This window comes from Shewanella aestuarii (genome assembly GCF_014647215.1).
GTDB classification, from domain to species: Bacteria; Pseudomonadota; Gammaproteobacteria; order Enterobacterales; family Shewanellaceae; genus Shewanella; species Shewanella aestuarii.
This window is the reverse complement of the sequence record NZ_BMOT01000002.1, coordinates 13199-37995: the sequence shown is the minus strand read 5'-3', so window position 1 is coordinate 37995 and position 24797 is coordinate 13199. Positions and strand designations below refer to the sequence as shown.

The 24797-nt window shown below is 42.3% G+C and carries 16 protein-coding genes; 4 read left to right on the top strand and 12 right to left on the bottom strand.

Annotated features, from left to right (window positions below):
* Nucleotides 1-232 precede the first annotated feature (232 nt).
* From IEY03_RS03975 to IEY03_RS03960, 4 genes are all read right to left on the bottom strand, one after another.
* Nucleotides 233-964 carry a fumarate reductase iron-sulfur subunit gene (locus IEY03_RS03975; protein WP_188840065.1) on the bottom strand — a complete coding sequence of 244 codons (732 nt, stop codon included), beginning with the start codon at nt 962-964 and terminating at the stop codon, nt 233-235.
* Complete coding sequence (locus IEY03_RS03970) at nt 961-2985, bottom strand: fumarate reductase flavoprotein subunit (RefSeq protein ID WP_188840064.1); 2025 nt, start codon at nt 2983-2985, stop codon at nt 961-963. The genes IEY03_RS03975 and IEY03_RS03970 overlap by 4 nt, the downstream gene beginning before the upstream one ends.
* A gap of 59 nt (nt 2986-3044) precedes the next feature.
* Nucleotides 3045-3716 carry a fumarate reductase cytochrome b subunit gene (locus IEY03_RS03965; protein ID WP_188840063.1) on the bottom strand — a complete coding sequence of 224 codons (672 nt, stop codon included), beginning with the start codon at nt 3714-3716 and terminating at the stop codon, nt 3045-3047.
* Nucleotides 3717-3859: 143 nt separating this feature from the next.
* Nucleotides 3860-4600: a fumarate reductase cytochrome b subunit gene (locus IEY03_RS03960; protein WP_188840062.1), complete on the bottom strand. Its 741-nt coding sequence runs from the start codon at nt 4598-4600 to the stop codon at nt 3860-3862.
* A gap of 373 nt (nt 4601-4973) precedes the next feature.
* Here IEY03_RS03960 and prmA point away from each other — a divergent pair, with 373 nt between their 5' ends.
* From prmA to fis, 3 genes are all read left to right on the top strand, one after another.
* The gene (prmA, locus tag IEY03_RS03955; protein ID WP_188840061.1) at nt 4974-5855 is read left to right on the top strand and encodes a 50S ribosomal protein L11 methyltransferase; all 882 of its coding nucleotides are present in this window, start codon (nt 4974-4976) and stop codon (nt 5853-5855) included.
* A 276-nt stretch (nt 5856-6131) separates the two neighbouring features.
* Nucleotides 6132-7094, top strand: a complete 963-nt coding sequence (dusB, locus tag IEY03_RS03950; protein ID WP_188840060.1) for a tRNA dihydrouridine synthase DusB — start codon at nt 6132-6134, stop codon at nt 7092-7094.
* Between the two features lie 23 nt (nt 7095-7117).
* Nucleotides 7118-7423, top strand: a complete 306-nt coding sequence (gene fis / locus IEY03_RS03945) for a DNA-binding transcriptional regulator Fis (protein WP_011494902.1) — start codon at nt 7118-7120, stop codon at nt 7421-7423.
* Between the two features lie 83 nt (nt 7424-7506).
* On the opposite strand, the gene IEY03_RS03940 is transcribed toward fis, so the two are convergent.
* From IEY03_RS03940 to IEY03_RS03905, 8 genes are all read right to left on the bottom strand, one after another.
* A complete protein-coding gene (locus IEY03_RS03940) occupies nt 7507-9156 on the bottom strand; it encodes an amidohydrolase (protein WP_188840059.1) in 1650 nt (549 codons plus the stop codon).
* A gap of 173 nt (nt 9157-9329) precedes the next feature.
* The gene (locus tag IEY03_RS03935; RefSeq protein ID WP_188840058.1) at nt 9330-10949 is read right to left on the bottom strand and encodes a methyl-accepting chemotaxis protein; all 1620 of its coding nucleotides are present in this window, start codon (nt 10947-10949) and stop codon (nt 9330-9332) included.
* Between the two features lie 181 nt (nt 10950-11130).
* A complete protein-coding gene (locus IEY03_RS03930; protein WP_188840057.1) occupies nt 11131-12477 on the bottom strand; it encodes an FAD-binding oxidoreductase in 1347 nt (448 codons plus the stop codon).
* A 73-nt stretch (nt 12478-12550) separates the two neighbouring features.
* Nucleotides 12551-14209, bottom strand: coding sequence for a hydroxylamine reductase (gene hcp, locus IEY03_RS03925; protein WP_188840056.1), 1659 nt, complete (start codon nt 14207-14209; stop codon nt 12551-12553).
* Between the two features lie 522 nt (nt 14210-14731).
* Nucleotides 14732-16309 (bottom strand): FG-GAP repeat domain-containing protein, encoded by a 1578-nt coding sequence (locus IEY03_RS03920; protein ID WP_188840055.1) that lies wholly within the window; start codon nt 16307-16309, stop codon nt 14732-14734.
* 46 nt (nt 16310-16355) lie between these two features.
* Nucleotides 16356-17138, bottom strand: a complete 783-nt coding sequence (locus IEY03_RS03915; RefSeq protein WP_188840054.1) for an EcsC family protein — start codon at nt 17136-17138, stop codon at nt 16356-16358.
* A 531-nt stretch (nt 17139-17669) separates the two neighbouring features.
* Nucleotides 17670-18167, bottom strand: a complete 498-nt coding sequence (locus IEY03_RS03910; RefSeq protein WP_188840053.1) for a peptidylprolyl isomerase — start codon at nt 18165-18167, stop codon at nt 17670-17672.
* A 39-nt stretch (nt 18168-18206) separates the two neighbouring features.
* Nucleotides 18207-19259, bottom strand: a complete 1053-nt coding sequence (locus IEY03_RS03905; protein WP_188840052.1) for an HD domain-containing phosphohydrolase — start codon at nt 19257-19259, stop codon at nt 18207-18209.
* Nucleotides 19260-19893: 634 nt separating this feature from the next.
* Between IEY03_RS03905 and IEY03_RS03900 the strand changes: the two genes are divergently transcribed.
* Nucleotides 19894-24795 (top strand): ATP-binding protein, encoded by a 4902-nt coding sequence (locus IEY03_RS03900; RefSeq protein ID WP_188840051.1) that lies wholly within the window; start codon nt 19894-19896, stop codon nt 24793-24795.
* Nucleotides 24796-24797: the final 2 nt, after the last annotated feature.

Sequence of the window (24797 nt, the reverse complement as noted above, 5' to 3'; positions counted from 1 at the left end):
CCAAACAGATCAACAAGCGCCAATATATATGGCGCTTTTTGATCAATAGTTTGAGCCTATTGCGCTTTACTGGTTGAGTTTTGTTCGAGTTTAAAACGTCTTAATTAAGGCGGATGGAGTGATGCCTAGTCATCTAAGCAACTCTTTATTCTCCAAGATGCATTCATCAAAAAGTAAAACGTTTTTAGCTGAACCTTTCGCAGTAAAAATAACCTTAAAAGGTCAAAAGGCCCTAGACCAGTGTCATCGCCATCTTACGACGCAGATACGCAATTTGTTGCATATGCGGCAGATCTTTAGGGCAGTTATCTTGGCAACCAAGCAAAGTCATACAACCAAAAACCCCATCTTGATTACCAATCACATGATAAAAATCTTCCGCTGTGCGGCCATCACGACTGTCCATTTCAAAACGGGCTATTTTCATCATCCCTACTGCGCCAACAAAAGTGTCACGCATTTGCTTAGTTGCACAAGCAGAAACACACACGCCACATTCAACGCAGCGCTCTAGCTCATAAAGTCGTGCAGCTTCTTCTGGATCCATCGGGTCTTCAAGACGATGCACATCAATATCGTCTGACTTGGGGTGCAGCCACAACTGTAAACGCTCAGCAAGTTCACGCATAAACTTACCGGTATTTACCGACAAATCACCGATTAACTCAAACCCCGGCAGTGGCATTAGGGTGATTTCACCCTTAGGATATTTAGCGGTTAATGTCCGACAAGCTAATGTAGGGAAGCCATTAATCACCATAGCACAGCTACCACAAATCCCCGCTCGGCAAACAAAATCAAACTGCAACGAAGTGTCTTGCTCTTCTCTAAGTTTATTAAGGGCAATAAATACCGTCATCCCTGGGGTTTCGGCAATCTGATACTGCACCATTTTAGGTTTATCGTTAGCTTCTTGTGGATCATAACGAAAGATATTAAACGTTAAGGTACGCCCCTGCGTCATAATGCTTGCTCTCCAGTTGATTCTTCGCCTAAATCTGTCGATGTAGGTCTCACTAAGGTGTCACTTAATCTTTCGTTTTTTGGCCGCAAACTCTCTGGCAACTCAAACGGCATCAGTGCCCACTGCTTTTGATAGCGATCGGCATCGTCACCCAGTTCTTTGAGGATTTCGGCAATTTGTTGTTCACGCTTTTCGGTATCGGGATGCACTATCGCATTGTTGATGCCGTAGCCGCGGTATCCCGGTGGCAATTCCATTTTCATGACATCTAAGTCTTCATAGCTCAAGGTAGGCTCAAGCGCGTTGGCATCTGGCCAGCTGGCTAAGGTACGTTTTAACCAATCTCTGTCGTTACGCTGTGGATAATCTTCACGTGCATGGGCACCACGACTCTCTGTGCGTGCAGCCGCCCCGCTGGCAACGGTTAAGGCGACTTTTAGCATCCGCTTAACGCGCAGCGCTTCAACCAGCTCTGGGTTAGCGTGACGTTTTTTACACTTAAGCCCAAGTTGACCAGAGCGTGTTAGCAAGACTTTAAGCTCAGCCACCGCCTTATCAAGCTCGGGGCCGTTGCGGAAAATACCGACGTAATCCATCATGATTTGTTGCATTTCACGCTTGATAGCAAAGGCACTCTCAGTACCATCGCCCTCGACCAGCTCATCAATTTCAGCCTGAACCTTATGCATAAACTGCTCTGCCAGTTTAGTATCAATTTCTAAACTGTTATTTTGACAAAAATCAGCAACATACTTTCCGATAATCATGCCGCCGACCACGGTTTCTGCCAGCGAGTTACCACCTAAACGGTTAAAACCGTGCATATCCCAACATGCGGCTTCACCGACGCTGAATAGGCCTTTTAGTTGCGGACTTTCTCCTGTGGCATTGGTACGTATGCCGCCCATCGAATAATGTTGCGTGGGTCGTACGGGGATCCAATCTTTTGCAGGATCGATCCCTAAGAAATTCTCACAAATCTCCTGCACTTCCCTCAAGTTGGTCTCAATATGTTTGCGTCCCAATAAGGTGATATCGAGCCACAGATGCGGGCCGTAAGGACTATCAACGCCCTTGCCTTTGCGCATGTGCTCAGTCATACGTCGTGAGACCACGTCTCGCGATGCCAACTCTTTCTTCTCTGGTTCGTAGTCTGGCATAAAGCGATAACCGTCTTTATCTCGCAACAAACCACCATCACCACGGCAACCTTCTGTGGTTAAAATGCCTACTGGCACAATGGCTGTAGGGTGGAACTGTACCGCCTCCATATTCCCTAAAGTGGCAACCCCAGTTTCAAGTGCCAAGGCTTGACCTATACCCTCACAGATAATGGCATTGGTCGACACTTCATAAATTCGGCCATAGCCACCCGTAGCAATTGTCGTCGACTTGGCCACATAGGCCCGTAACTCACCAGTAATAAGGCAGCGTGCAATTACCCCATGGCAACGCTGACCATCATGAATAAGCGCCAGTGCTTCAACTCGTTCATGTACTGGAATATCCATCGAAATTGCTTTGTTATCCATCGCATACAATAACGAATGACCCGTACCATCTGCGGTATAACAGGTGCGCCATTTTTTAGTGCCACCAAAGTCACGCGCATTAATCAACCCATGCGCTTCTTCGGCCTCATGCAGAGTCACTTTTTCAGCGTTAACAATCACATCCCTTGGCCCTTTGGTAACACGGCTCCAAGGCACCCCCCAATTTGTTAGCTCTCGTACAGCCTTAGGAGCACAATGGGCAAACATGCGCGCCACATCTTGATCGCAGCCCCAATCAGAACCTTTAACGGTATCTTGAAAGTGCACATCTTCATCATCGCCCATGCCTTTTACTGCATTGCCTAAACTGGCTTGCATGCCTCCTTGGGCTGCTGCGGAATGCGAACGCTTAGCCGGGATCAGCGATAATACGACAGTATCTAAACCGCGCTCTTTTGAAGCAATGGCAACGCGCAGACCCGCAAGACCAGCTCCCACTACTAACGAATCTGTATAAATCAGTTTCACACTCGATCCTCACCTTAGATATTGATTATCTTTCACATTGAGTTATTCACGTTTCAGAATTAATTGGCATAAGGTAAAAAGGCCAATAGTGATGCGACACCAATAAGGATAAATATCACACTGACTACGGTCTTTATCTTCTTCATTCTTTCACGGGTATTAAGATCACGAGCAGCGCCCCACTTAAGTGCCACTCGATAAATGCCAATAGCAGCATGCAACTCAACGGTGAACAATAGTGGTAAATACACTAGCCAAACACCTTGGTTCCAAATGCGATCGGCACTCCCATAGGGGCCTATGGTTTCAGGGGCTGAACCTATCAGCCATAAGTGAACGGGGAGTAACAATAAAATAATGACCCCAGTAATGGCTTGCCAACGCCATAGACGAGTGTCACCGTGATTAATCGTTTGCATTTGTAAACGCAGCGCCTTTTGCTGCGCCAAACTCATAGGCAGTTTTTGTAATGCAACCAGAACATGTATGCTGGCAAGTACAGCAATGGCAATCGCAATGAGAGTCACCACCCAAGGATAACCGTGACCATCAGCAGATAGAAAGCTCAGCTCCATAGTGCGAGCAACCCACGACATAGCATCTGCACCTAATAGGATTGACGACACCAATACCAAATGAGTCCACAAAAACACAGCAAGCATGACACCAGAAACACTCTGACTTAAATCTAGCCAACCACTCCATTTTTTAACACTGAAGTTTACTGTCATTATTCTCTGCCTCTCTTGTTATTGTGTTTAATTGTTTAATGTATCGTTCAACACAATATCGCTCACATAAGCCAAATTAACTGTGAACCAGATCAACACAATGATTAATTGTTAATCAAATGCTAAATAGTCCACATAGTTAACTAATGTGGTGAAAAGGGTTGAACTGGTATTGTTAACTCAGTGCCAATCAAGATATATGCCACTAAGCTGGCGATCCCTAAGCACAATAAGTACACAATTAGAACTTTCACCACCTGCCTTAATACTTTTCGCTGAGAAACCAAACCCCATTTTATTGCAACCCGATATAACCCAATCAAAGCATGCACAACAACAGCGGGTAGTAACAAGGCATACAGTACCCACACATTATCGAGATACACCCGCTCAGCAGATAAGTTCGGTCCAATTTCAGGATTCAAAATCATGGTAAATAAATGAACAGGAACCAGAAAAAATAGAATAAACCCCGTTATTAATTGCCAAAACCATGCATGGGTATCCTTATGCCGAATACCCTTTAAATGACCGCGTAATGCATGCCATTGACCAATTTGAGCAGGAAATCGCCGTAATGCGACCACAGCATGGGTTATCACCACCAATAAGATAAACACAGAGAATACTTTTGTTACTATCGGGTAACCATGGCCAGTGCTATTAAACATGCCGCCCTCCAGTAGCTGCACGACCCGATAAAAGGTTTCTTTACCAAGTAAAATACTGGACTCAAAATGCAAATGCATAATGATAAATAGTCCAAGTAACACACCTGATGCACTTTGTAATCGATCGGCTCTTGCGGCCCAAATGGGATGAGAAAACCCTTTAACTGCGCTGGCAATTAAATCGACTTTTGCGGGCGAGGGATTGTTAGCCATAAGTTGTCACATCCTGTCCTGACGTAATTTGAGATATTGACCTTATCAAGTCTTTTCAAACAACATCACTGAACACAAAACAAACCGTGACCCTGCTCACCCAATAAAATCTGGGAGTTAGAGGCAGATCACATTGTGTTTGTAACAGAATTTCAAACAGTAATAACAACTTGGTTAATAACTCAAACCAGCATCCTCTATTGAAAACAATACTGTGAATAAAAGCCTCATCATGTCAGCCAAATACGTGAAACTTCCCTCAATTTAATCATAGGGTAAAAGATAAAATTCACACGAAGGTGCGCATCTATTAAATGGTTTGGGTATAATAGCTTTCATAACAACCCATTTTATCAAAGATTAGGAACACCCCATGGCTTGGATCCAATTACGCATTCACACTCACCGTGACAATGCCGACATGTTAGGCGACTTATTAATGGATCAAGGTTCGGTTTCCATTACCTATGAAGATGGTCAAGATGAGCCGATTTTTGAACCTAAATTAGGTGAAACTCCACTTTGGCAAGATACGGTATTAATTGCTCTATTTGATGCAGGAACGGATTTAGCTCCCACGATTGAATTTTTAGAATCTATGCCGTTTTTAGGTAAAGGGTTTACCCACAAAATAGAACAGGTAGAAGATAAAGATTGGGTTCGTGAATGGATGGACAGCTTCCACCCCATTCAATTTGGACAGCGTTTATGGATTTGCCCAAGCTGGCGAGAAATCCCCGATCCTAAAGCGGTTAACGTGATCCTTGATCCTGGCCTAGCCTTTGGTACGGGAACACATCCAACCACAGCATTATGTCTTGAATGGTTAGACAGCTTAGATTTATCCGATCAAGAAGTTATCGACTTTGGTTGTGGCTCAGGCATTTTGGCTATCGCGGCGATTAAACTTGGCGCTAAAAAAGTGACTGGTGTAGATATTGATTACCAGGCTATTGATGCATCAACGGCGAACGCAGAGCGCAACGATGTAGCCGATAAACTGTCGCTTTATTTGCCAGAAGATCAACCAGCCAACCTGCAAGCTGATGTGCTAGTCGCTAACATTCTTGCCGGTCCACTAAAAGAACTCGCCCCTTTGATTGCTGAAAAAGTAAAAAAGGGGGGCAAATTAGCCCTGTCAGGTTTACTGCAAGAGCAAGCCCAAGAAGTTGCTGATTTTTACAGTCAGTGGTTTGATATGGAACCCGCTTGCCATAAAGAAGACTGGACCCGCTTAAACGGCACGCGTAAATAATCTTATTTTTAACCCCATAGACGTGTGTATGACAAAAATTACCACCATCATACACACGTCTATAGCTTCATTTAACCCAACAATTACCTCGCTGCAACACGCACCAGTGCTCAAAAAGCCAAATCATCCGCTCAAAAATAGCACAATTGTCACAAATCGTAGTCTAAGATCAAAAGTCAAGTAAAAAAGTTTTATTTAGGTCATTTATTGACCTTTTCAAGCCCGTAAAAAAGGGCTACTATAGCGCCCCTTTGAAGAGCAAGGTGAATAAAGCAAATGCGAATTGGCCCTTATCAACTGTCGAACCAGCTGATTGTGGCACCAATGGCAGGTGTCACCGATCAAGCCTTCCGCAACCTTTGTTTACGCTATGGCGCAGCCTTAGCGGTATCAGAAATGTTGTCGTCTAATCCAGATGTTTGGGATTCAGATAAAAGCCGTGTGCGTATGGCGCATTCAGGTGAAGAAGGAATACGCTCCGTACAAATAGCAGGTGCAGATCCTGATTTAATGGCTAATGCCGCTCAGTTCAATGTTGAACAAGGCGCGCATATCATTGATATCAACATGGGCTGTCCTGCAAAAAAAGTGAATAAAAAGTTAGCCGGTTCAGCGCTGATGCAAAACCCTTGCTTGGTAAAAGAGATTTTACAGGCGGTGGTAAGCGCAGTTGATGTCCCTGTTAGCCTCAAAATTCGCACCGGGTGGGACCCAGATAATCGTAATGGGATCCAAATCGCCCAAATTGCCCAAGATTGTGGCATTGCTTCGTTAGCGGTTCATGGCCGCACACGACAATGCATGTATAAAGGCTTTGCTGAGTACGACACAATAAAAGCAATAAAACAGAATATCTCGATTCCTGTTGTTGCCAATGGCGATATAGACAGCCCCGAAAAAGCCAAGTTTGTACTTGATTACACGGGTGCTGATGCGGTGATGATAGGAAGAGGTGCACAAGGAAGGCCCTGGATTTTTAAAGAAATTCAGTACTACTTGGAAACAGGTAAAAAGTTAGCGCCAATTAAGGCCGAAGAGCAGCGTTTAATCATGCTTGAACACCTTAATAAACTTTACGAATTATATGGCGAGTACAAAGGTGTCCGTTTTGCGAGAAAGCACATCGGATGGTACCTAAACCAAGAAGAACAACGCCAATGGCGTGCTGACTTCAATCGGCTTGAAACCGCTGTCCAACAACATTCCTTTGTGGAATGTTATTTTGAAGAATTAGTGTAAAATTAATTAAAGAGCAGAATAGAATGTTTGATCAGACAACTAACACAGAAGTTCACCAGCTTACCGTAGGCAAAATCGAAACAGCAAACGGCACTATCAAGCCGCAGTTATTACGCGACGCAGTTAAACGCGCCGTAACCAACTTCTTCTCTCAGTTAGACGGTCAGGAAGCTTCAGAAGTTTATGAAATGGTGTTAAGTGAGGTTGAAGCACCTTTACTAGACATCATCATGCAACATACTCGTGGCAACCAAACTCGCGCAGCGAACATGTTAGGTATCAACCGTGGTACTTTACGTAAGAAGCTAAAGAAATACGGCATGAACTAAGACTTAACGTCTAAGTGATTGTAACGAAACGGGCTTATCAGCAATGATAAGCCCGTTTTGTTTTAATGCTTTTATAGTTTACGCTATTCGTCAGCCTGATACACCAAGCGCCCATCGACCCAGGTTTTGAGCACACGACTGCGCCAGATATCTTCTGGTTTTACACTAAAATAATCATCACTGACCAGAATAAAGTCTGCTTTTTTCCCCACTTCAATTGAGCCAAGTAAGTTCTCTTGATGACCTGCATAAGCCGCTGATAAAGTGAAACTGTCTAGCGCTTCTTCACGGGTAAGTTTTTCTGATGATAACCAGCCATCTAAAGGTTGATTATCATGATCTTGTCGTGTCACTGAAGCATGTAAACCAAAGTATGGATTTGGTGACTCAACCGGAAAATCTGAACCATTGGCAATTTTAGCATTCGCATTAAGTAACTTTCGCCATGCATATGCCCCGGCTAGACGGGTTTTTCCTAAGCGTTTTTCTGCCATATTTTTATCACTCGTCGCGTGAGTAGCTTGAATAGAAGCAATCACTCCCAGCTCAGCAAAACGGTGAATATCACTCACTTCCAGTATTTGCGCATGCTCAACTCTGTGTCTTAATGCTTTGGTATCAGAGGCTGCTATTGCCGCTTGATAGTTATCCAGCACGACTTTATTGGCATTATCACCTATGGCATGGGTATTCACTTGAAACCCAGCTTGCATAGATTCTAAAATTAATGCGGCTAGCCTATCTGTTGAATAAAGCATTAACCCTTTGTGGCCGTGTTGGTCACTATAATCTGCCAGTAAAGATGCGCCGCGACTGCCCAATGCGCCATCGGCGGATATTTTGACACTGTCCATTTTAAACATGTCATCAGCGGTTTTTATTGGCCCTTTTGCCAAATAGTCAGCATATTGCGGGTCTTCGACCGATAACATCGCATTAATACGGATGGGCATTGCCTTAGCTTGCGCTAAGGTTTGGTAGGCGTTGATATTGTCGATACTCACACCAGCATCATGCACACTGGTTAATCCGTATGAGGCAAGTGACTCCATCGCGGCAACTAAGGTTGTTTGCATTTGCATTGATGTCATTGCGGGCATAACGTCGTACACCAGATTCATTGCATTATCGATCAACACTCCCGTTGGTTGCCCCTGACTGTCTTTGATAATTTCACCACCGACCGGGGCTTTGGTTGTCGCAGTGATACCTGCTAGCTGCAACGTTTTACTGTTCACCCACAGGGCATGACCATCAATCCGACCAAACGCCACAGGAGTATGACCAAACACCTTGTCTAAACTTTGTTTGCTTGGAAACGCTTTACTGTCCCACAATTCTTGATTCCAACCTCGACCTAATAACCAGCCGGTAGTGGATTGTTGCTTTAAAAACGTTTCGGCGCGTTTAACTGACTCACTTTCACTTGATGCTGCCACCAAATCCACTCGCAGCAAACTTTGGCCATAACTGAGCACATGACCATGTGCATCAATTAAGCCTGGCAGTAAGGTTTTCCCTTTACCATCAATAACAAGCATATCATTGACTGTAGCTAAATTCGGGGGAGTAGGATAAACCGCATCAATTTTATCATCGGTAAATTTTACTGCAGAAAAGGTATGTAATTTCCCCTCATGAACACTATAACCTTGAACGTTATGAATTAATGCAGTTTGTGCCCAACTGCTAGCGCAACATAACGCTACCAAACTTAATGCCCACTTTTTCATACTTTACCCCAATGATAATCAGAAAACCTGCTCCATTAAATGTTAATAATTGGTTACAAGCAAGCCTATTTATCAATTATGAAATGGGCTTTTTTAGGAACAAGAAGGCTATTTTCGCAATAATAAAGGCAGCTTATTCGCTGCCTTTATTAGAGGAAAAAGGAAATTAAAGATTAAATTTCGAACTTCTTAATTTCTGCCTCTAGTTTGTACGTTAATTGCTTTACCTCTTCACTCACACTGTGAGCTTGCGCTGAAACCGTATTGGTTTTAGATGCAGTATCAGCAATCACCACAATGCGCTGAGCTGAATCTTCACCAGCGGCAAGCTGCTCTGTCGCCGCTTCTGAGATCTGCTGACTCATATAAGCAATATCAGATAACGACTGGGCAATATTTTTAAGCTCATCGGTTACACGTGCCGATTTAGTCACAGTTTCTTCACTGGTTGCAATGCTTTTCACCACTGACGCTTTGGCATCTTTGGTGGCTTTTTGCAGCTTATCGATCATTTGCTTAATTTGCTCAGTACTGGTTTGTGTACGCTGAGCTAACTGTCTGACTTCATCGGCAACCACAGCAAAACCTCGACCTTGTTCACCCGCTCTAGCTGCTTCAATTGCGGCGTTTAAAGCCAGCAAATTGGTCTGCTCGGCAATGCCCTGGATCACCAATAGTACGCTGGCGATGTTATTGACTTCATCATCTAACACCTGAATATTTTTACCGGCACTTTCAATTTGAGTTTCGAGTAATGAAATCGTTGTCGCGGATTCTTGAGTTAGTCTATGGGCATTAATGCCTTGCTGTTCAGCAGCATTGACCGATTCAGCCGCTTGCTTAGCATGTTCCGCCACATTAGCCGATGAGGCGGTTAATTCGGTAATTGCTGAGGCGACCATTTGAGTTTCATCATGCATTGCTCGCGTCAGTTGATCTAGCTCGTTAGAGCGTTTCGCTGCACCATCGGCTTGATGGTGTAAAATGTCGGTCACATTTTTAATTCCTAGCACCACACCTTGTAGGCCGACTTGCATGTAATTCATTGCCCCAACCACACTGTTATCTTGGGCATGGATAAAAGTGGCTTGTTGGCGTAAATTACCACGCGACACACTTAATACGAATTGATGCACCTGTTCAATTTCAGCTCCTAAAGAGTGACGCAATTTGAAGCCAAATCTCGCTAAACTCAGAGATAAAATAATCGCGATAATAATGGCAAAAGTCAGCAGGCCGCTTGCTACTGACCAATACCGAGCATCAGCTTCGGCATAACTAATCCCCGTTCCCACATACCAGTGCCATAAGTCAGATTGCTGTACCACTGACGTTAACGCAACCACTTTGCCTTCACGCTCAGAAGTCCATTCATAGGTTAAAATTTTACCTGTTTGGCTGCCCACAAGTTGTTGCACCATGCGACCAATACTTTTGCCATTGGCATCGACAAAATCATTAAAACTGGTGCCATGCAGTTGCGGATCATGGGGCGTAGCAACAAAGTCCATATTATTATCAACAACGTAAACATACTCAGAGTCATGGTATTTGTTTTCACGCAGTACCTGCATTGCTAACGCTTTTGCCTGCGTTTCGGTCAGTTCACCTGATAGTTGAAATTGTTCGAATTGAGTCACAATATTGGCTGTACTGCGCATTAATTGATTAATGCGGGCAATATTGTCGCTGTGACTTGAGTCAGATAACGCATGTAAACCACCAAATGCGATACCCAGTGTGGAGATAAATAACAGGCTAGCAAAGAATATTATTTTTGTTTTTAATGTCATAGAGCAACCTTACTTCAGCTGGCATACAGAGTAATAATTTTAGGGCTAACCTATCTACTAAAACACAAAAATGACAGCGATGTCATTAAGTATTTAACATAAATTTAACCTAATTTAATAGTGTAGCGGATAAAGTAAAAAAGCCTGCAAAAGCAGGCTAATAAAATATGAAGCTATTTACTTACAGGGTTAAGCTTACATCTGAATTGATTGTAGTAGAACAAGCTAACACAAAGCCTGCGGCAATCTCATCTGCGGTTAATGTTGCCGTACTAGTGGTTGCGACACTGCCTTCGGTAACCTGACATTTACAGGCGCCACAAACCCCATTTCGACACGCGGCAATGATGGGCAAGCCTTCGGACTCTATCCCATCAAGTAGTGTTTGGTCACTGCCAAGCGGAAAAACTTTACCGGCAATGTTTAACATAAACCCGCCCGCTGCGGCATGCTCACTCGAGCTAAGTAATACTTTGTTTGAGACGGTTTTAGGTGCCGCGGCAAAGCTTTCTTGATAAAAGTTAGCCATATTAAACTGCGCCTGTTGCAACATGGCTTTTACCGCTGCCATGTAGGGTTCTGGCCCGCAAATAAACACAGTTCGCGTTTGATAGTCAGGCACGAGTGCGGCTAACTTAGCAATGTCTAATCGCCCAGATGTGCACTGTATCTTAGGATCTCGAGCGATCACTTGCTGCTTCGCACTATCATCTTCTAGCACATAACTTAACGCCAAACTGTCGCAACGAGCTGCCATAGTCGCCATCGTTTCAGCAAAAATAATATCCTCGGCACTACGCGCACTATGTACAAATGCAATGTCGCTACCGACTGCAGTATCACATAGCCAGCGTGACATAGAGTGCATAGGTGTCACACCACTCCCAGCACTTAAAAATAGATATTTATCTGCCTGAATATCAATAAGATTAAAGGCACCATCTGGACCAACTACTGTCACTTCATCATTAACATTTAATTGATTTGCCAGGTAATTAGACACTAATCCACCTTCAATTTGTTTGATGGTTACAATCAATGAATAAGGGCGTGAAGGTGATGAGGCGATGGTGTAACTGCGATAAATCGGCTTAGTGTCTATTTCAAGTTTGAAAGTGATAAATTGTCCAGGCTTATAGTTAAACTTTACCGGTTCAATACCTTGAAAGCGAAAGCTCACTACGTCAAGGGTTTCATGCCATTTTTCAACGCAGCGTAAAGTGACTTCACCCCGCTGCCAATTATCTGCAGCCAGTAATTTAGCGGCATTAACTGACGGAGTTTCAGACACTTTAGGTTTCAAAGAGGATAAAGCACCTGCCATTGAAAATCCCGCGGATTTAGCCGTTGTTGGGGTTGCATTTAATGGCTTGTCAGATTTAGCTGCTGCCAATGCATTGGAAAATGAAAAGCCGCCAGCTATAGGTATTTCTGACTTAGGTGGCTTGTTCGCTGTCGATAATGACGAGGTTTTCTCGGTTTGAGCTGAGGCTAACGCGGCTGAGAATGAAAATCCTGAGGCTGTCATAAAACACCTTTACACTGAGTAAATAACAATAAAAAACGGCGACTAATGCCTATTTAATCGCCGTCAAACCTATTTACGCCGCAGTCATCATGGCTTTTAAGTCGGTTGCTACATCCGTTGTGGTACGTAGACCAAACTGTTGCTCTAAGATGTTGGCTAAGTTTTCAGTTAAAAAACCTGGTGCACTTGGGCCAGTACGAATGTTTTTAACTCCTAAAGATAGCAAGGTTAACAAAACAACAATCGCTTTTTGTTCAAACCAAGACAACACTAAACTTAATGGCAATTCATTAATGCCGCACTCAAACACATCTTTTAGTGCTAACGCTAATTGAATTGCTGAGTAGGCATCATTACATTGGCCAACATCGAGTAAACGTGGAATACCATTGATGTCGCCAAATTCGAGTTTATTAAACTTAAACTTGCCACAGCCCAGCGTAAGAATAAGTGAATCTTCAGGTACCGATTTAGCCAAATCAGTAAAGTAACTGCGCTCAGCTTTATCACCGTCACAGCCACCGATTAAGAAGAAGTGCTTAATTGAACCATTTTTCACATTTTCAACCACAGTTGGCGCAGCGGCCATGAGCGCATTGCGTGCAAAACCAATGGTGATCATATGAGGAATTTCATCATATTTAAAACCTTCAAGCGATAACGCTTTGTCGATCACTGTGCTGAAATCATCGCCTTCAATGTGGCTCACACCCGGCCAACCGACAATGCTACGAGTAAAAATTCGGTCAGAGTAATCGCCCACATTAGGGTCAATAATACAGTTTGAGGTCATCACAACCGCACCAGGGAAGTTAGCGAATTCTTTTTGCTGGTTTTGCCACGCACTGCCAAAGTTACCCACTAAATGTGAATACTTTTTAAATGCCGGATACGCTAATGCAGGTAGCATTTCACCGTGGGTGAAAACGTTAATCCCTTTGCCTTCCGTTTGTTGCAAGATTAGCTCTAGATCTTTCATATCATGACCAGAGACTAGAATCGCTTTACCTTTAACAATTTTAGTATTGACTTCAGTGGGTTCAGGGTGGCCAAACGCTGTCGTTTCACCCGTATCTAACATCGCCATCACACGGTAGTTAAGCTGACCAATTTGCATTGCGGTGTTGAACAGCTTATCCACATCAACCGAGTCTTCACCTAAAAAGGCCATGATTTGGTGGAATTCGGCAGCGATGTCCGCATCGGTTTGCTCAAGTACGCGGGCATGCTCCATATAAGCGGCCGCCCCTTTTAAACCGTAAAGACATAACAAACGTAAACCTAAAATATCTTCATGCACCTCACCGCGATTCAGTAAAGCTACCGGTGCTTGTTCTAGCATTTCAAGTTTACTTGCCGCAAGGTTTAAGGTGCCCTGTGCTGGGATCACTAGCGCATCAATGCCCTTTTCTTGGCACGCGGCTTCATAAGCTGTTTTTAACTGCTCACGGTAAGTTTGAGCTTGTTGGGCATAACCAATTAAACGGTCATCATCAAAGTTCACGTTGGTCAATGTTGAGAAGAACGCCTTGGGCACAAACGTATCAATGTTGCCATCAACAATCCCCATTTCACGGGCTTTGACTGCATAAGCTGATACGCCTTGCAGCATATAGATAAGCAGGTCTTGTAGGTCGGAAGTTGAAGCTAACTTGCCACACATACCTTGAGAATAACTACAGCCATTACCCGCTGGGGTTTTAATCGTTTGCTCACATTGCACACAAAACATAACTCACTCCTGCTTGATTATTTAATCATGTATAATTTTTACATGTTTTGAAGCAGTTTACTCTTTACAGCGTAAAGCTAAAGTCTATTTTGGGGGCAATATGCGATTTTATGATCGCTGTCACTTTAAGCAAATGCTTAAGTATTTGAATGGCGACAGTAGAAATTAGAGAGCCGGGAGCATTGCTATAAGCATAGTTGCAAAGCTGTTAGGGCTACAAACAAGACTATGAGCTCGCGACGAAATAGATAGATAAAATAGTTACCTACCTAAGTCTCACTTAATAGCCCCTAAACAAACTTGCAATATAATCAACAGGTTAAGTGCATATCAAGCAAAGGATTCACCTATGCAGCACTACCAGATGGGTTAACCGTTTCATTTAAATATTGAAACCAATACCTGAGTTCAACAACTGAGTTCAACAACTGAGTTCAACAACTGAGTTCAACACCACTAGATCACAGAGTTTGAATTCAGAGTGCAATGGATAAATGAGCTCAATTCAGCACGAATGCAAGGTTATTGAGCAATAAACACAATCACTTTACGCTGCATGTCTTTGGCATCCTGACGGCCATAATGCACCACTAAATCCTCTTTTCCATCGTGATTGATATCTGTTACCGACACCATTGAACCTTCTGTTGGCAAGGTAAAGGCTAACTCATCACTGCTTCTCGCAAATGGCGAGTCACCACTTTGGCCTTGAAATATTTTTAGGCGTTTTTCGGTATCGGACAACAATAACTCTTTAAATCCATCACCATTTAAATCGCCTAAGGTAATCACAGGCTCACCGGTTTGACCTGACGTTAAGCTAAAACTTAACTCCACTTCTTTGGTAACATTAGCTTGTTTAGGAAATTGAAATGCATTGTCCATTTTGAATACGTACACATCTTGATCAATACTGCCTGACAGCAATGCCCCGACAACTTGAGATACGCCAATATCAAACCCTGACACCACAACTTCAAATTGGTTATCTTTGTTTAAATCAACAAAACTTAGCCCTGTTAATGTACCGTCAGCTCGGATGACACTGCTAGGTTTTCGGCCAAAAATGAGTACATTATTTTTGTTGCTGCCAAGGTAGACTTCGTAGTCATTACTGCGATCAAATACCCCGCTACTTTTGGTGTATCTAATCACTAAATCGGTTATGCCATCAGCATTGATATCGGCAATTTTTTCTACTTTTCGATACAGCAAATCACTTTGATCTAACTGCCGACCATAGGCATCACGCTTCTTCCACCAATCCACGCCACTAATGGGCTGACTGACAGAAATAAATGTTGCACTCGGTGTAAACTGGCCATTATCTTTTTGAAAATACACTTCTAATAAACCTTCGCCAACTTTAATAATGTCATCACGATTATCAAAATTCGCATCGGAAAAGTACAATTCTGGCTGGCTATATTCCGCTCCGGTATCGGTTAATTCAATGTTTGGTAAAAGTGGTAATGACTGCAAGGTAAAGGTTTGTAAGTCGCTAACGGGATTATTATTTGCCAGTAGTAGGTGTAGAGTTTTAAAGTCACTCAAAACGATATCTGCAATACCATCATTATTGATATCTTTTACAAAATTACCACGGGAAATATAATCGGCTTTAGGAGTTAAGGTAATAGAACTGATTGGCGCCACTTTATTAATTTGACCTTGGGTTGATTCTTCTGAGATGGCTGCCAACACCGGATGACCTAGCTGATACTGCCACAAACTATCTGCGCTCAAAAAGTACAGTTTTTGTAGCTGAAGTTTTTCACTTTCCTCTTCGGGTTGATAGACATCGTAACGAAACAGTGAGGGATCAATAGGCTGTTTATCAAGTAAACTCAGCTTGTCCTCTTTAAAACCATACACATACAACCAACGCTGATATTTTTCATCTACGCCAATCACGACAAGCTCATTACCTTCGTTGTCCATAATATTGGCTGATATAACGGGTTGAACCAGTTCAATGTCCGCCTCAAGGGTATATTCTAAAAAAGTGAGTTTTTCATTGGCGACTGCGGCACCTGTACTCAACGCTGATAACAAGACTGTTGAGCCAATAATCCCTTTAACCATGGTGGGTAATCTCATTGTTATTCTGTCCTTGATGTTGATGAAAGTGCTGACATAGTCTGTACTACTGAATCGCCTCGTAACACTCCCTTATCTGTTGTTCGCCATATTTTCGTTCTAATCCACGAACAACAAAATGACCTCTAGCCATATCCTGAAAATGGTCGATAAATAATGTATTGATAATGGCACCGCCTGCGGCACCAATAGCAGGCACAGCTTGTGCCGCTACTTTTTGAGTCACTTGTACGCCAAATCGTTCCGCTACAATGGTGACAATTTTTACCATCATGGGCGCAGCCTCTTTAGTGAACCCTTTGGTTGCTACATATTGTGCCGATTCGGCAATTGAATTAGCCAATACGGTGCGAACCGCAAAATAGCCCGTTTCAGCTTGATCATCATCAAGGCTTTGCCCTCCAAACGCAAACACTTCAAGGCAAGCCATTTTGGTTGCTAAATCACTCAACTGCTCACCTTCACTGCGAGCGATGTCTGCTATCGAACGTAACATGATGGTGGTTGAAATAGGTAACTCAATGGCTAAGGCGCTTAAGCCAAAAAAGCCGCCGACACCGCCACTCAGAGCCACACCAAACTTGTGCCATTTATCAGAAGAATGCAGGTTCGCCCCATCTTTTAAGGTAAACAGTGCCGCATCAACTGCCTTAGTTAATGCCATTTGCGTGACCTTACCAATGCCATTGCTTACGGTTTTGGGCAATAACGCAAAACCTTGTTCAATCGGTTTACCTATTGCATCAGTAATTTTGGCGGCCAGCCCCGGATTTTCTAGCAACTGCTTTGCTTGCTTTAAACGCTGAAAATCGATATCAGTAAGCTGCATAGTATCCTTAATCGAGTGAATACAAGTGTGAGTAATTAAAGCGGCATTGATAGTTTTAACATTAATGCCCGACAGAATGAAGATGCTAACGGTATATGATTAAACTGAAATGAAACAAACAGTGAAAAACGATAGATTACATATCCTTATTAGGGCGTGTTTATCTTTGTTGATAAATTATGCCCTAGGCTATATTTCTGTCAGGCAATCACAAATGAACACCATTCAGCCTGCCAAATTAAGTGAATTTGCGAGCACAATGGCAGGGGAATAGCCACCGCCCCTTGGGTGGAAACTAAAATGACTTTAGACTGCATGGGATAATGTTGACGTATGGCCTATTATTGAGACGCAGTTAGCAAGGCAAATAGCTGTTTACTAAGCGTTTATAATCCCGAGCTAAGGGTGCTAGTAGATTGCCATTTGAGTATCAAGGCAAAATTATCGCCATAAAAAATGGACTAACAACCAGCGGTGTCAGTCCATTACATATTCATCGACTTTTGTGTCAAAGATTAAGTGAGCTATCGACTATTCAACAATAGTGACGCGCTCAATCATAATCGGCGTTTTAGGCACATCATCATGTCCTGCAACCGTTGCTGTTTTGACTTTTTCAATCTGCTTTATTACCTCAAGACCCTCAGTAACCTTGCCAAATACGGCATAGCCCCAGCCATTGTTAGTCGTCGCAGTGTGATCGAGAAAGCGATTATTTGCGGTATTAATAAAAAATTGCCCAGTGGCAGAATGCGGTGCATCAGTGCGCGCCATTGCAATGGTGCCTAATACATTACTTAAACCACGATTCGCCTCATTCACAATCGGCGCATGGGTCGGCTTTTCTGCCATTTGGGCGGTAAAGCCACCACCTTGAATCATAAAGCCTTTAATAACACGATGAAAAATAGTCTGCTCGTAAAAGCCTTCTTGGCAATATCTTAAAAAGTTTTTTGAGCTCACAGGCGCTTTTTCTAAATCAAGTTCAATGTGAATATCGCCCAGGTTAGTGGTAAAAATAATGGTCATAATAGCTCGTTAATTTTATCGAAAGGGCTGACTCATCCGTTATTCTGACGATTCTGGCTCCAAAAATTGTAATTTTATCTGCTCGACTTTATCGCGACATGCTAAAAAGGCGGTCACTAAATCTGGATCAAATTGTTTACCTGCGCCTTCAACAATATAATCTAGCGCAGCTTGTGTCGACCACGGTTTTTTGTAAGGTCGCGCAGAGGTTAACGCATCAAACACATCAACTATGGCAACGATTCTGGCACTTAAAGGGATATCTTTACCACTTATGCCTGTGGGGTAACCATTTCCATTCCAATGTTCATGGTGGTACAACGCGATTTCTTTTGCCATCACCAGTAATGGGGCATTGTCATCATCACCTAGAATTTCAGCTCCCAGCGCGGGATGTTGTTGCATGATAATACGTTCGTCATCCGTTAACCGACCAGGCTTTAATAAAATCACATCTGGAATACCAATTTTGCCAATGTCATGCATAGGTGAAGCATGCAGTATATGCTCACACCACGTCGCTGTGGCGCCAATATGTTGTGCCAACATCTGACTTAAATGGCCAATTCTAACAATATGTAAGCCGGTTTCATTATCCCTAAATTCAGCCGCTCGGCCTAACTTTAGGATAATTTTATGCCGCGTTTGCTCTAACTCCTTAGTACGAAGTTTCACTAGGTCTTCAAGCTGCCTAGCTTGATTAGCCAACGCCAGTTGGTTTTTCACTCTGACATTTAACACCGCAGGGCTAATGGGTTTACAAATATAGTCAACGGCGCCTAACTCCAAACCCGTTTGTTCATCCATTTCTTCAGTTTTAGCTGTCACAAAAATAACCGGAATACGGCTTGTGTTTGGATCAAGCTTTAGCTGCTGACACACTTCAAAACCACTCATAGTGGGCATCATAACATCTAATAAGATCAGTTCTGGGATGGGTTCAATACGAGCCAGCTCAAGGGCTTTTTTGCCTGAGGTCGCGGCTCTTATGGTAAATTTATCGGCTAAAATACCGTGAATAATTCGAATATTATCCGGCATATCATCGACAACCAAAATAGTCGGTTTCAATGTCATTTCACTCACTGTCATATTTCCACCTTACTCTCAAAAATATCCAACAGCACTGTTATAAAACCCATTATCACCCTCTAACTATTTAGACTGTTTTTTAATCAACTTTTTCGGGGGTGGGAATATAACTGAAGCCTAATAAATAACCTACAACAATTGGTAAAGCACCACTCACAAGCTCCAAATAACAACAAACAGCAAACCAAACACAACAACTAAAGCCGCAAAAATTAACATAACGAATCATAACTATCATAGCAAAAAACAAATGCACAAGGCGCTACCGACTTATACTGAATGTGTAGTTTATGAGCGTTTCATTACCTAAGAATTCGATTATATTATTTACTTAATGGGATAAGGTTAGTGTAAAAATAGACCTTATCAATCGGCTTTTGATAGATGAACTAAGTTATATTGTTGTCAACGCAGAAAAGAATGCCGCTGCAATGGACACTCGAATAGTGCAAATAACAGCTTAATCTTAGATGGCCTGCCGCAAAACCACATAACGCTTTTGGAATGAATAATGCTAAAAAATGTAATCAACCTCATACACACAATTCCAATGGCCCCTGCATACGTACGATTAAATGCACCGTGTTTATTACTCTTGCTGATATTTTTTTCCATCAATGGAAATAGTGCACAGGTGACAACTCAATTAACCGCGTTATCGAGTATTGAAACAGCTTCATCTGAGCGTTTAGAAGCACCACAAATTGCCCAACAAAAGCGTCCCCAAAAGATGATCACCATGATCCTAGAGGCGGATAGACCGTTCTGGCGTGAAATTGCAGCTTATTCTCAATTTGCAGCCAATGATCTCAATGTCAATCTCGATATTATTTATAGTAATGACACCAGTGCAATGTTGTTAAATTTAAGTCGAAAAGCAATTCATGAGCAAACCAACGGCATTATTATTTCTGAAAATACCGATATATTGCCAACACTGCTAAAAGAAGCCGATGAACATGGTGTTCCCGTCATCACAATTAATTCAAACTTAAAAGAATCAAAACTGTCACTCAAAGCAGACAGCTTAAATTGGATTGCCCGTTTTGGCCGAGATGTAGACTCAGGGCAAACCCTCATTAATAGCTTAGCAATCAATAAAAATGCCGCTGATTGGCAACCGAATATTTTAATTTTAGGCGGTAATCCAGAAGATGCTTCGGTGATCAGCAGGGTCAATGACATGGTTGAGTATATTTCTGCTCGCTGGAAAAATGCGGTTATTACCATTAAGTATACCAACTGGGATCCTCAAGCGGCGCGAGAACAATATGCCCTCGCTCTGTCTGAAAACAACATAAACTTAGTTGTTGCAATGAGTGCTTCAATCGCCAAAGCGGTCGCCTTAGAAGCGGAGCAACACCCCTCACCCAAACCCCTCATTGGCGCATTAAGTTGGCTTCCTGAATTAGTCTCTGATATTCCTGATAATAATATTAACGCCGCATCGATAGGTGCTGACATGATGGGAGGGTTTGCAACCGTACTTATGTTTGATTATCTAAATGATAATCACATCCAACGCCAAGGTTTTGATTTTGTGATCCCCCCCGTAGTAGTGACATCAAATAATTATAAAAGCTACCTGCCACTGTTAAATCTTAACCAAGCGAATATTGATTTTAAAAAAATATCGCTTACGTTCAATCCCAATATGCTTTTATTGGACTTTAAAGTAGCAGATTTAATTAACACCTATGATACCCAGCAATTTTTAAATAATTTAACCGAAGAAGAAAGGGCATTTATTAAACAACACCCCATTATTCATTTGGGGGTTGACCCCGATGCCGCCCCTTTAGATTTTATTGCCGACAACGGTGAGCAACAAGGTATTATTGCCGACTTTTTAGCTGAAATAAGTCCACTGCTGCCGTTACAATTTAAAATCAGCGACGCAAAAACTTGGCAGATATTACTCAATGATTTTAAGCAACAGAAAATAGATGTGCTCTCACCCGTGTCGGATCACCACTCCCGCGATAAAGACATGTTGTTCACCGATGCGCTGGCCTACTTCCCTGCTGTTATTGTGACTAGAAACGATACCGATAATATTAACGGCCTTGATGACTTAGCCGGAAAAAAAGTCGCTGTGGTGGCAGAAGATATCACTGAGCTGCAATTAAAATTAGAACATCCAGAGCTGATTGTTGTGCCCTACAACACCCTAGAAGATGTGCTTAATGCCGTTAATCAACACCAAGCCTTTGCTGCTTTTATTCATTATCCATTAGCCTCCAACATGTTAGAGGCTTTTGGCCATCGTCATTTAAATATTGTTGATTTATCAGATTATCGGTTCGGGGTATCTATTGGTATCAGAAAAGACTGGCCTGAACTTAAAAGCATTTTAAATAAAGCCTTTGCTTATATTCCTGATACTCGAAAACAAAATATCAAAGATCGCTGGATTAATGTTCGCTACGATTTTGGCATCAAAAGACAACAAGTGATCGATTGGATTATCAATTTAGCCATTATTCTGACCGTTATTTTTGGGATTTTCATCTATTGGAATCGACGCTTAAATAAAGAAATTGCCCAACGCAAACAAACTGAAGAGCAGCTTAATCTCAGTAGGGCAAGGTTCCAATCTCTCTTTGATGTCTCTATTGAAGCTTGTATGCTATCAGATACCAATGGCACCATCCTCGATTGCAACCAGGCACTGTTAGACCTGGTTGCATACAACACCAAAAATGATGTGTTAGGTATGCAACCCACATTATTTTATGCCGCCGACGCCACCCAACGTCAGGCCTTATTCAAAAGCCGCTTAGCACAAACACTGCAACAAGGCATATATACGTACGAAGCGGAAATGTTGAGCTCAACAGGGCAACGCATCCCGATTGAAGCAACCCTTAAAGTTGTCGAATTAGAAGGGCTACAATGTATTTTAGGCTCCTACAATGACATCAGCGAAAGATTACGCATTAATAAACTGCTGATACAAGAGCGCGATGTACTGCAAAATATCTTAGGTAAAAGTCCAATTGGTGTATGGGTTTGCGTGCAAAATACCTGTCGATATACCAATAAACGCATCACCGAAATGACCGGCCTGAATATCGGTCATACCGTTGCAGATATCTTCACCAACCCTAATGATTTCAATGCTATTTTGCAACTCAGTGGCAATGAAGAATTACAACTTGAAACCCAATTTAACACCCCCGATGGTACCAGGGATATCTTCATCACCGCCTACCCAACCATTCACGGGGGGCAAAATGCTAATTTATGTTGGGCGTTAGATATTACAGATGACAAACTGATTCAAACCGAATTAGCCAGTGCCAAAGAAGCGGCTGAATCTGCCAATCAAACCAAGTCTAATTTTTTAGCGAATATGTCACATGAAATACGCACTCCGATGAACGCGATTCTCGGTATGTCTTATCTAGCACTGCAAACAGACCTCTCGGGTAAACAACGTGACTATGTTGATAATGTCCACCGCGCGGCAAGCTCTTTACTGGGTATTTTGAATGATATTTTAGACTTTTCAAAAATTGAAGCCGATAAGATGGATATCGAATCAACAGAATTTGATATTGATGAAGTTTTTGCTAATTTAGCAAACATTATTAGCTTCAAAGTAGAAGAAAAAAACCTGACCATTTTATTTGATTTTGCGCCTGACTTCCCCCGTTTTTATATCGGTGACAGCATGCGATTAGGTCAAATATTGATCAACTATTGTAATAATGCGATCAAGTTTTCTCACCCCAATAGCAATATTATTATCAGGGGAACAGCCACACCCAATGGTAACAATATTGATCTGACTTTTTGCGTCGAAGACTTTGGTATCGGTATACCAAAGCATAAGCAAGGCAAATTATTCGGGTCATTTGAGCAGGTTGACGCCTCTACATCAAGAGAATATGGCGGAACAGGCCTTGGATTAGCAATCAGTAAACGTCTTGCAAACTTAATGGGAGGGCAGGTTTACCTAGAAAGCGAAGAAGGTAAAGGCAGTCGCTTTTATTTAACCTTAAGCTTATTAAAGGGTAGAGACCATGATCCAATCATGGATTTTGAAAGTGCTAGAGGTGCAATGTTTACCTTAATTGGCTTACCAACAATCATTAGCGATGATTTGATAAAGCATGCTAACTATTTTGGTATACACACTCTAATATCTGATGAAGCTAGCACAACCAAAGCAATACAAGCTACTGTCAATAATGCTACAGGGGAAACTGTAGAGCCATTTTATGTTATTAGTGATTATAAATGTTGTAGCCATGAGTTGATTACATCTCTTAAGCTTAATCCAAATTCAAAATTGATCATTATCAACAAATTATCAGACCAAGATGAAGTTAATGAGCTGTTAAATCAAGATCAACATAACCAAGTGTTTTCCATCATAGCTCCCCTTACACCCGCTATTCTTGGGGATTTGGTGGTAAAATTGCTTAGCGGCAACAACCCAACTTCACATAAGTCGGCAGCGGAAAAATCTGTGATTGAGTACAAAACGCAATTAGCTGGCGCTGAAGTGTTACTAGCTGAAGATAATGTGATGAATCAAGAGTTAGCCATTGAATTATTAAATCAAGCTGGGGTCAAAGTCACGGTAGCCTGCAATGGCATAGAAGCCGTTGAGCTAGTTAACAGCAAACCATTTGATGGGGTATTAATGGATGGACAAATGCCGTTAATGGATGGCTATGAAGCCACGAGACGTATCCGCGCCAATCCATTATTTGCTGATTTACCGATTATAGCCATGACAGCAAATGCCATGAAAGAAGATGTTGAACGAAGCCTATTATCGGGAATGAACGATCAAATCAATAAACCCGTCAATGTCAAAGATCTTTACAGCATCATGGCTCGCTGGATCAAACCTAAAAAACCTCAAAAGTTGACATCCGCTAATTCTTATAACAGTAGCATTGTCCACGCATCATTACCTGACATTCATGGGCTTAATACCCGAAGGGGATTAATGCACTGTAATCAAGATGCGGGGCTGTATACAAAATTATTACACTCTTTTGTTCTTACAGGGCATTCGCTTATTACACAACAAAAACTGGCCGTCGGTGAATGTAACCTTAGTGATATGCAATTAAGCATGCACACCTTAAAAGGAGTGACGGCGAATATTGGCGCAGATGAAACAAACCAGCTTACAGCTGAAATAGAAACCAAACTGAATAATCTGGAAGCTCTAGATTGGGACACAATGACTACCCAGATTCAGAATTTACATCAGCATTTAGCAATATTATTGGCCGATATCGATAGCTGGGTACAAAAAAATAAACCTTCTATACATAATCGAGAATTAGATGATAAAGTCATCCAAGAAATGCTGGTAAAACTTAATCAATGTTTAGAGCAATATAATACCGAGGCATTAGACTGGGTAGGACAACTTGATGGTGTTCAGCAGCTTCGACCGCACAAAACCTTACTCAAATCATTAAAAAATGATATTGAACAATTTGAGTTCGACTCTGCCATTGAAAAGCTCGCAAGATTAAACACCTCATTGAATTTAGTGAAGGAATAGCT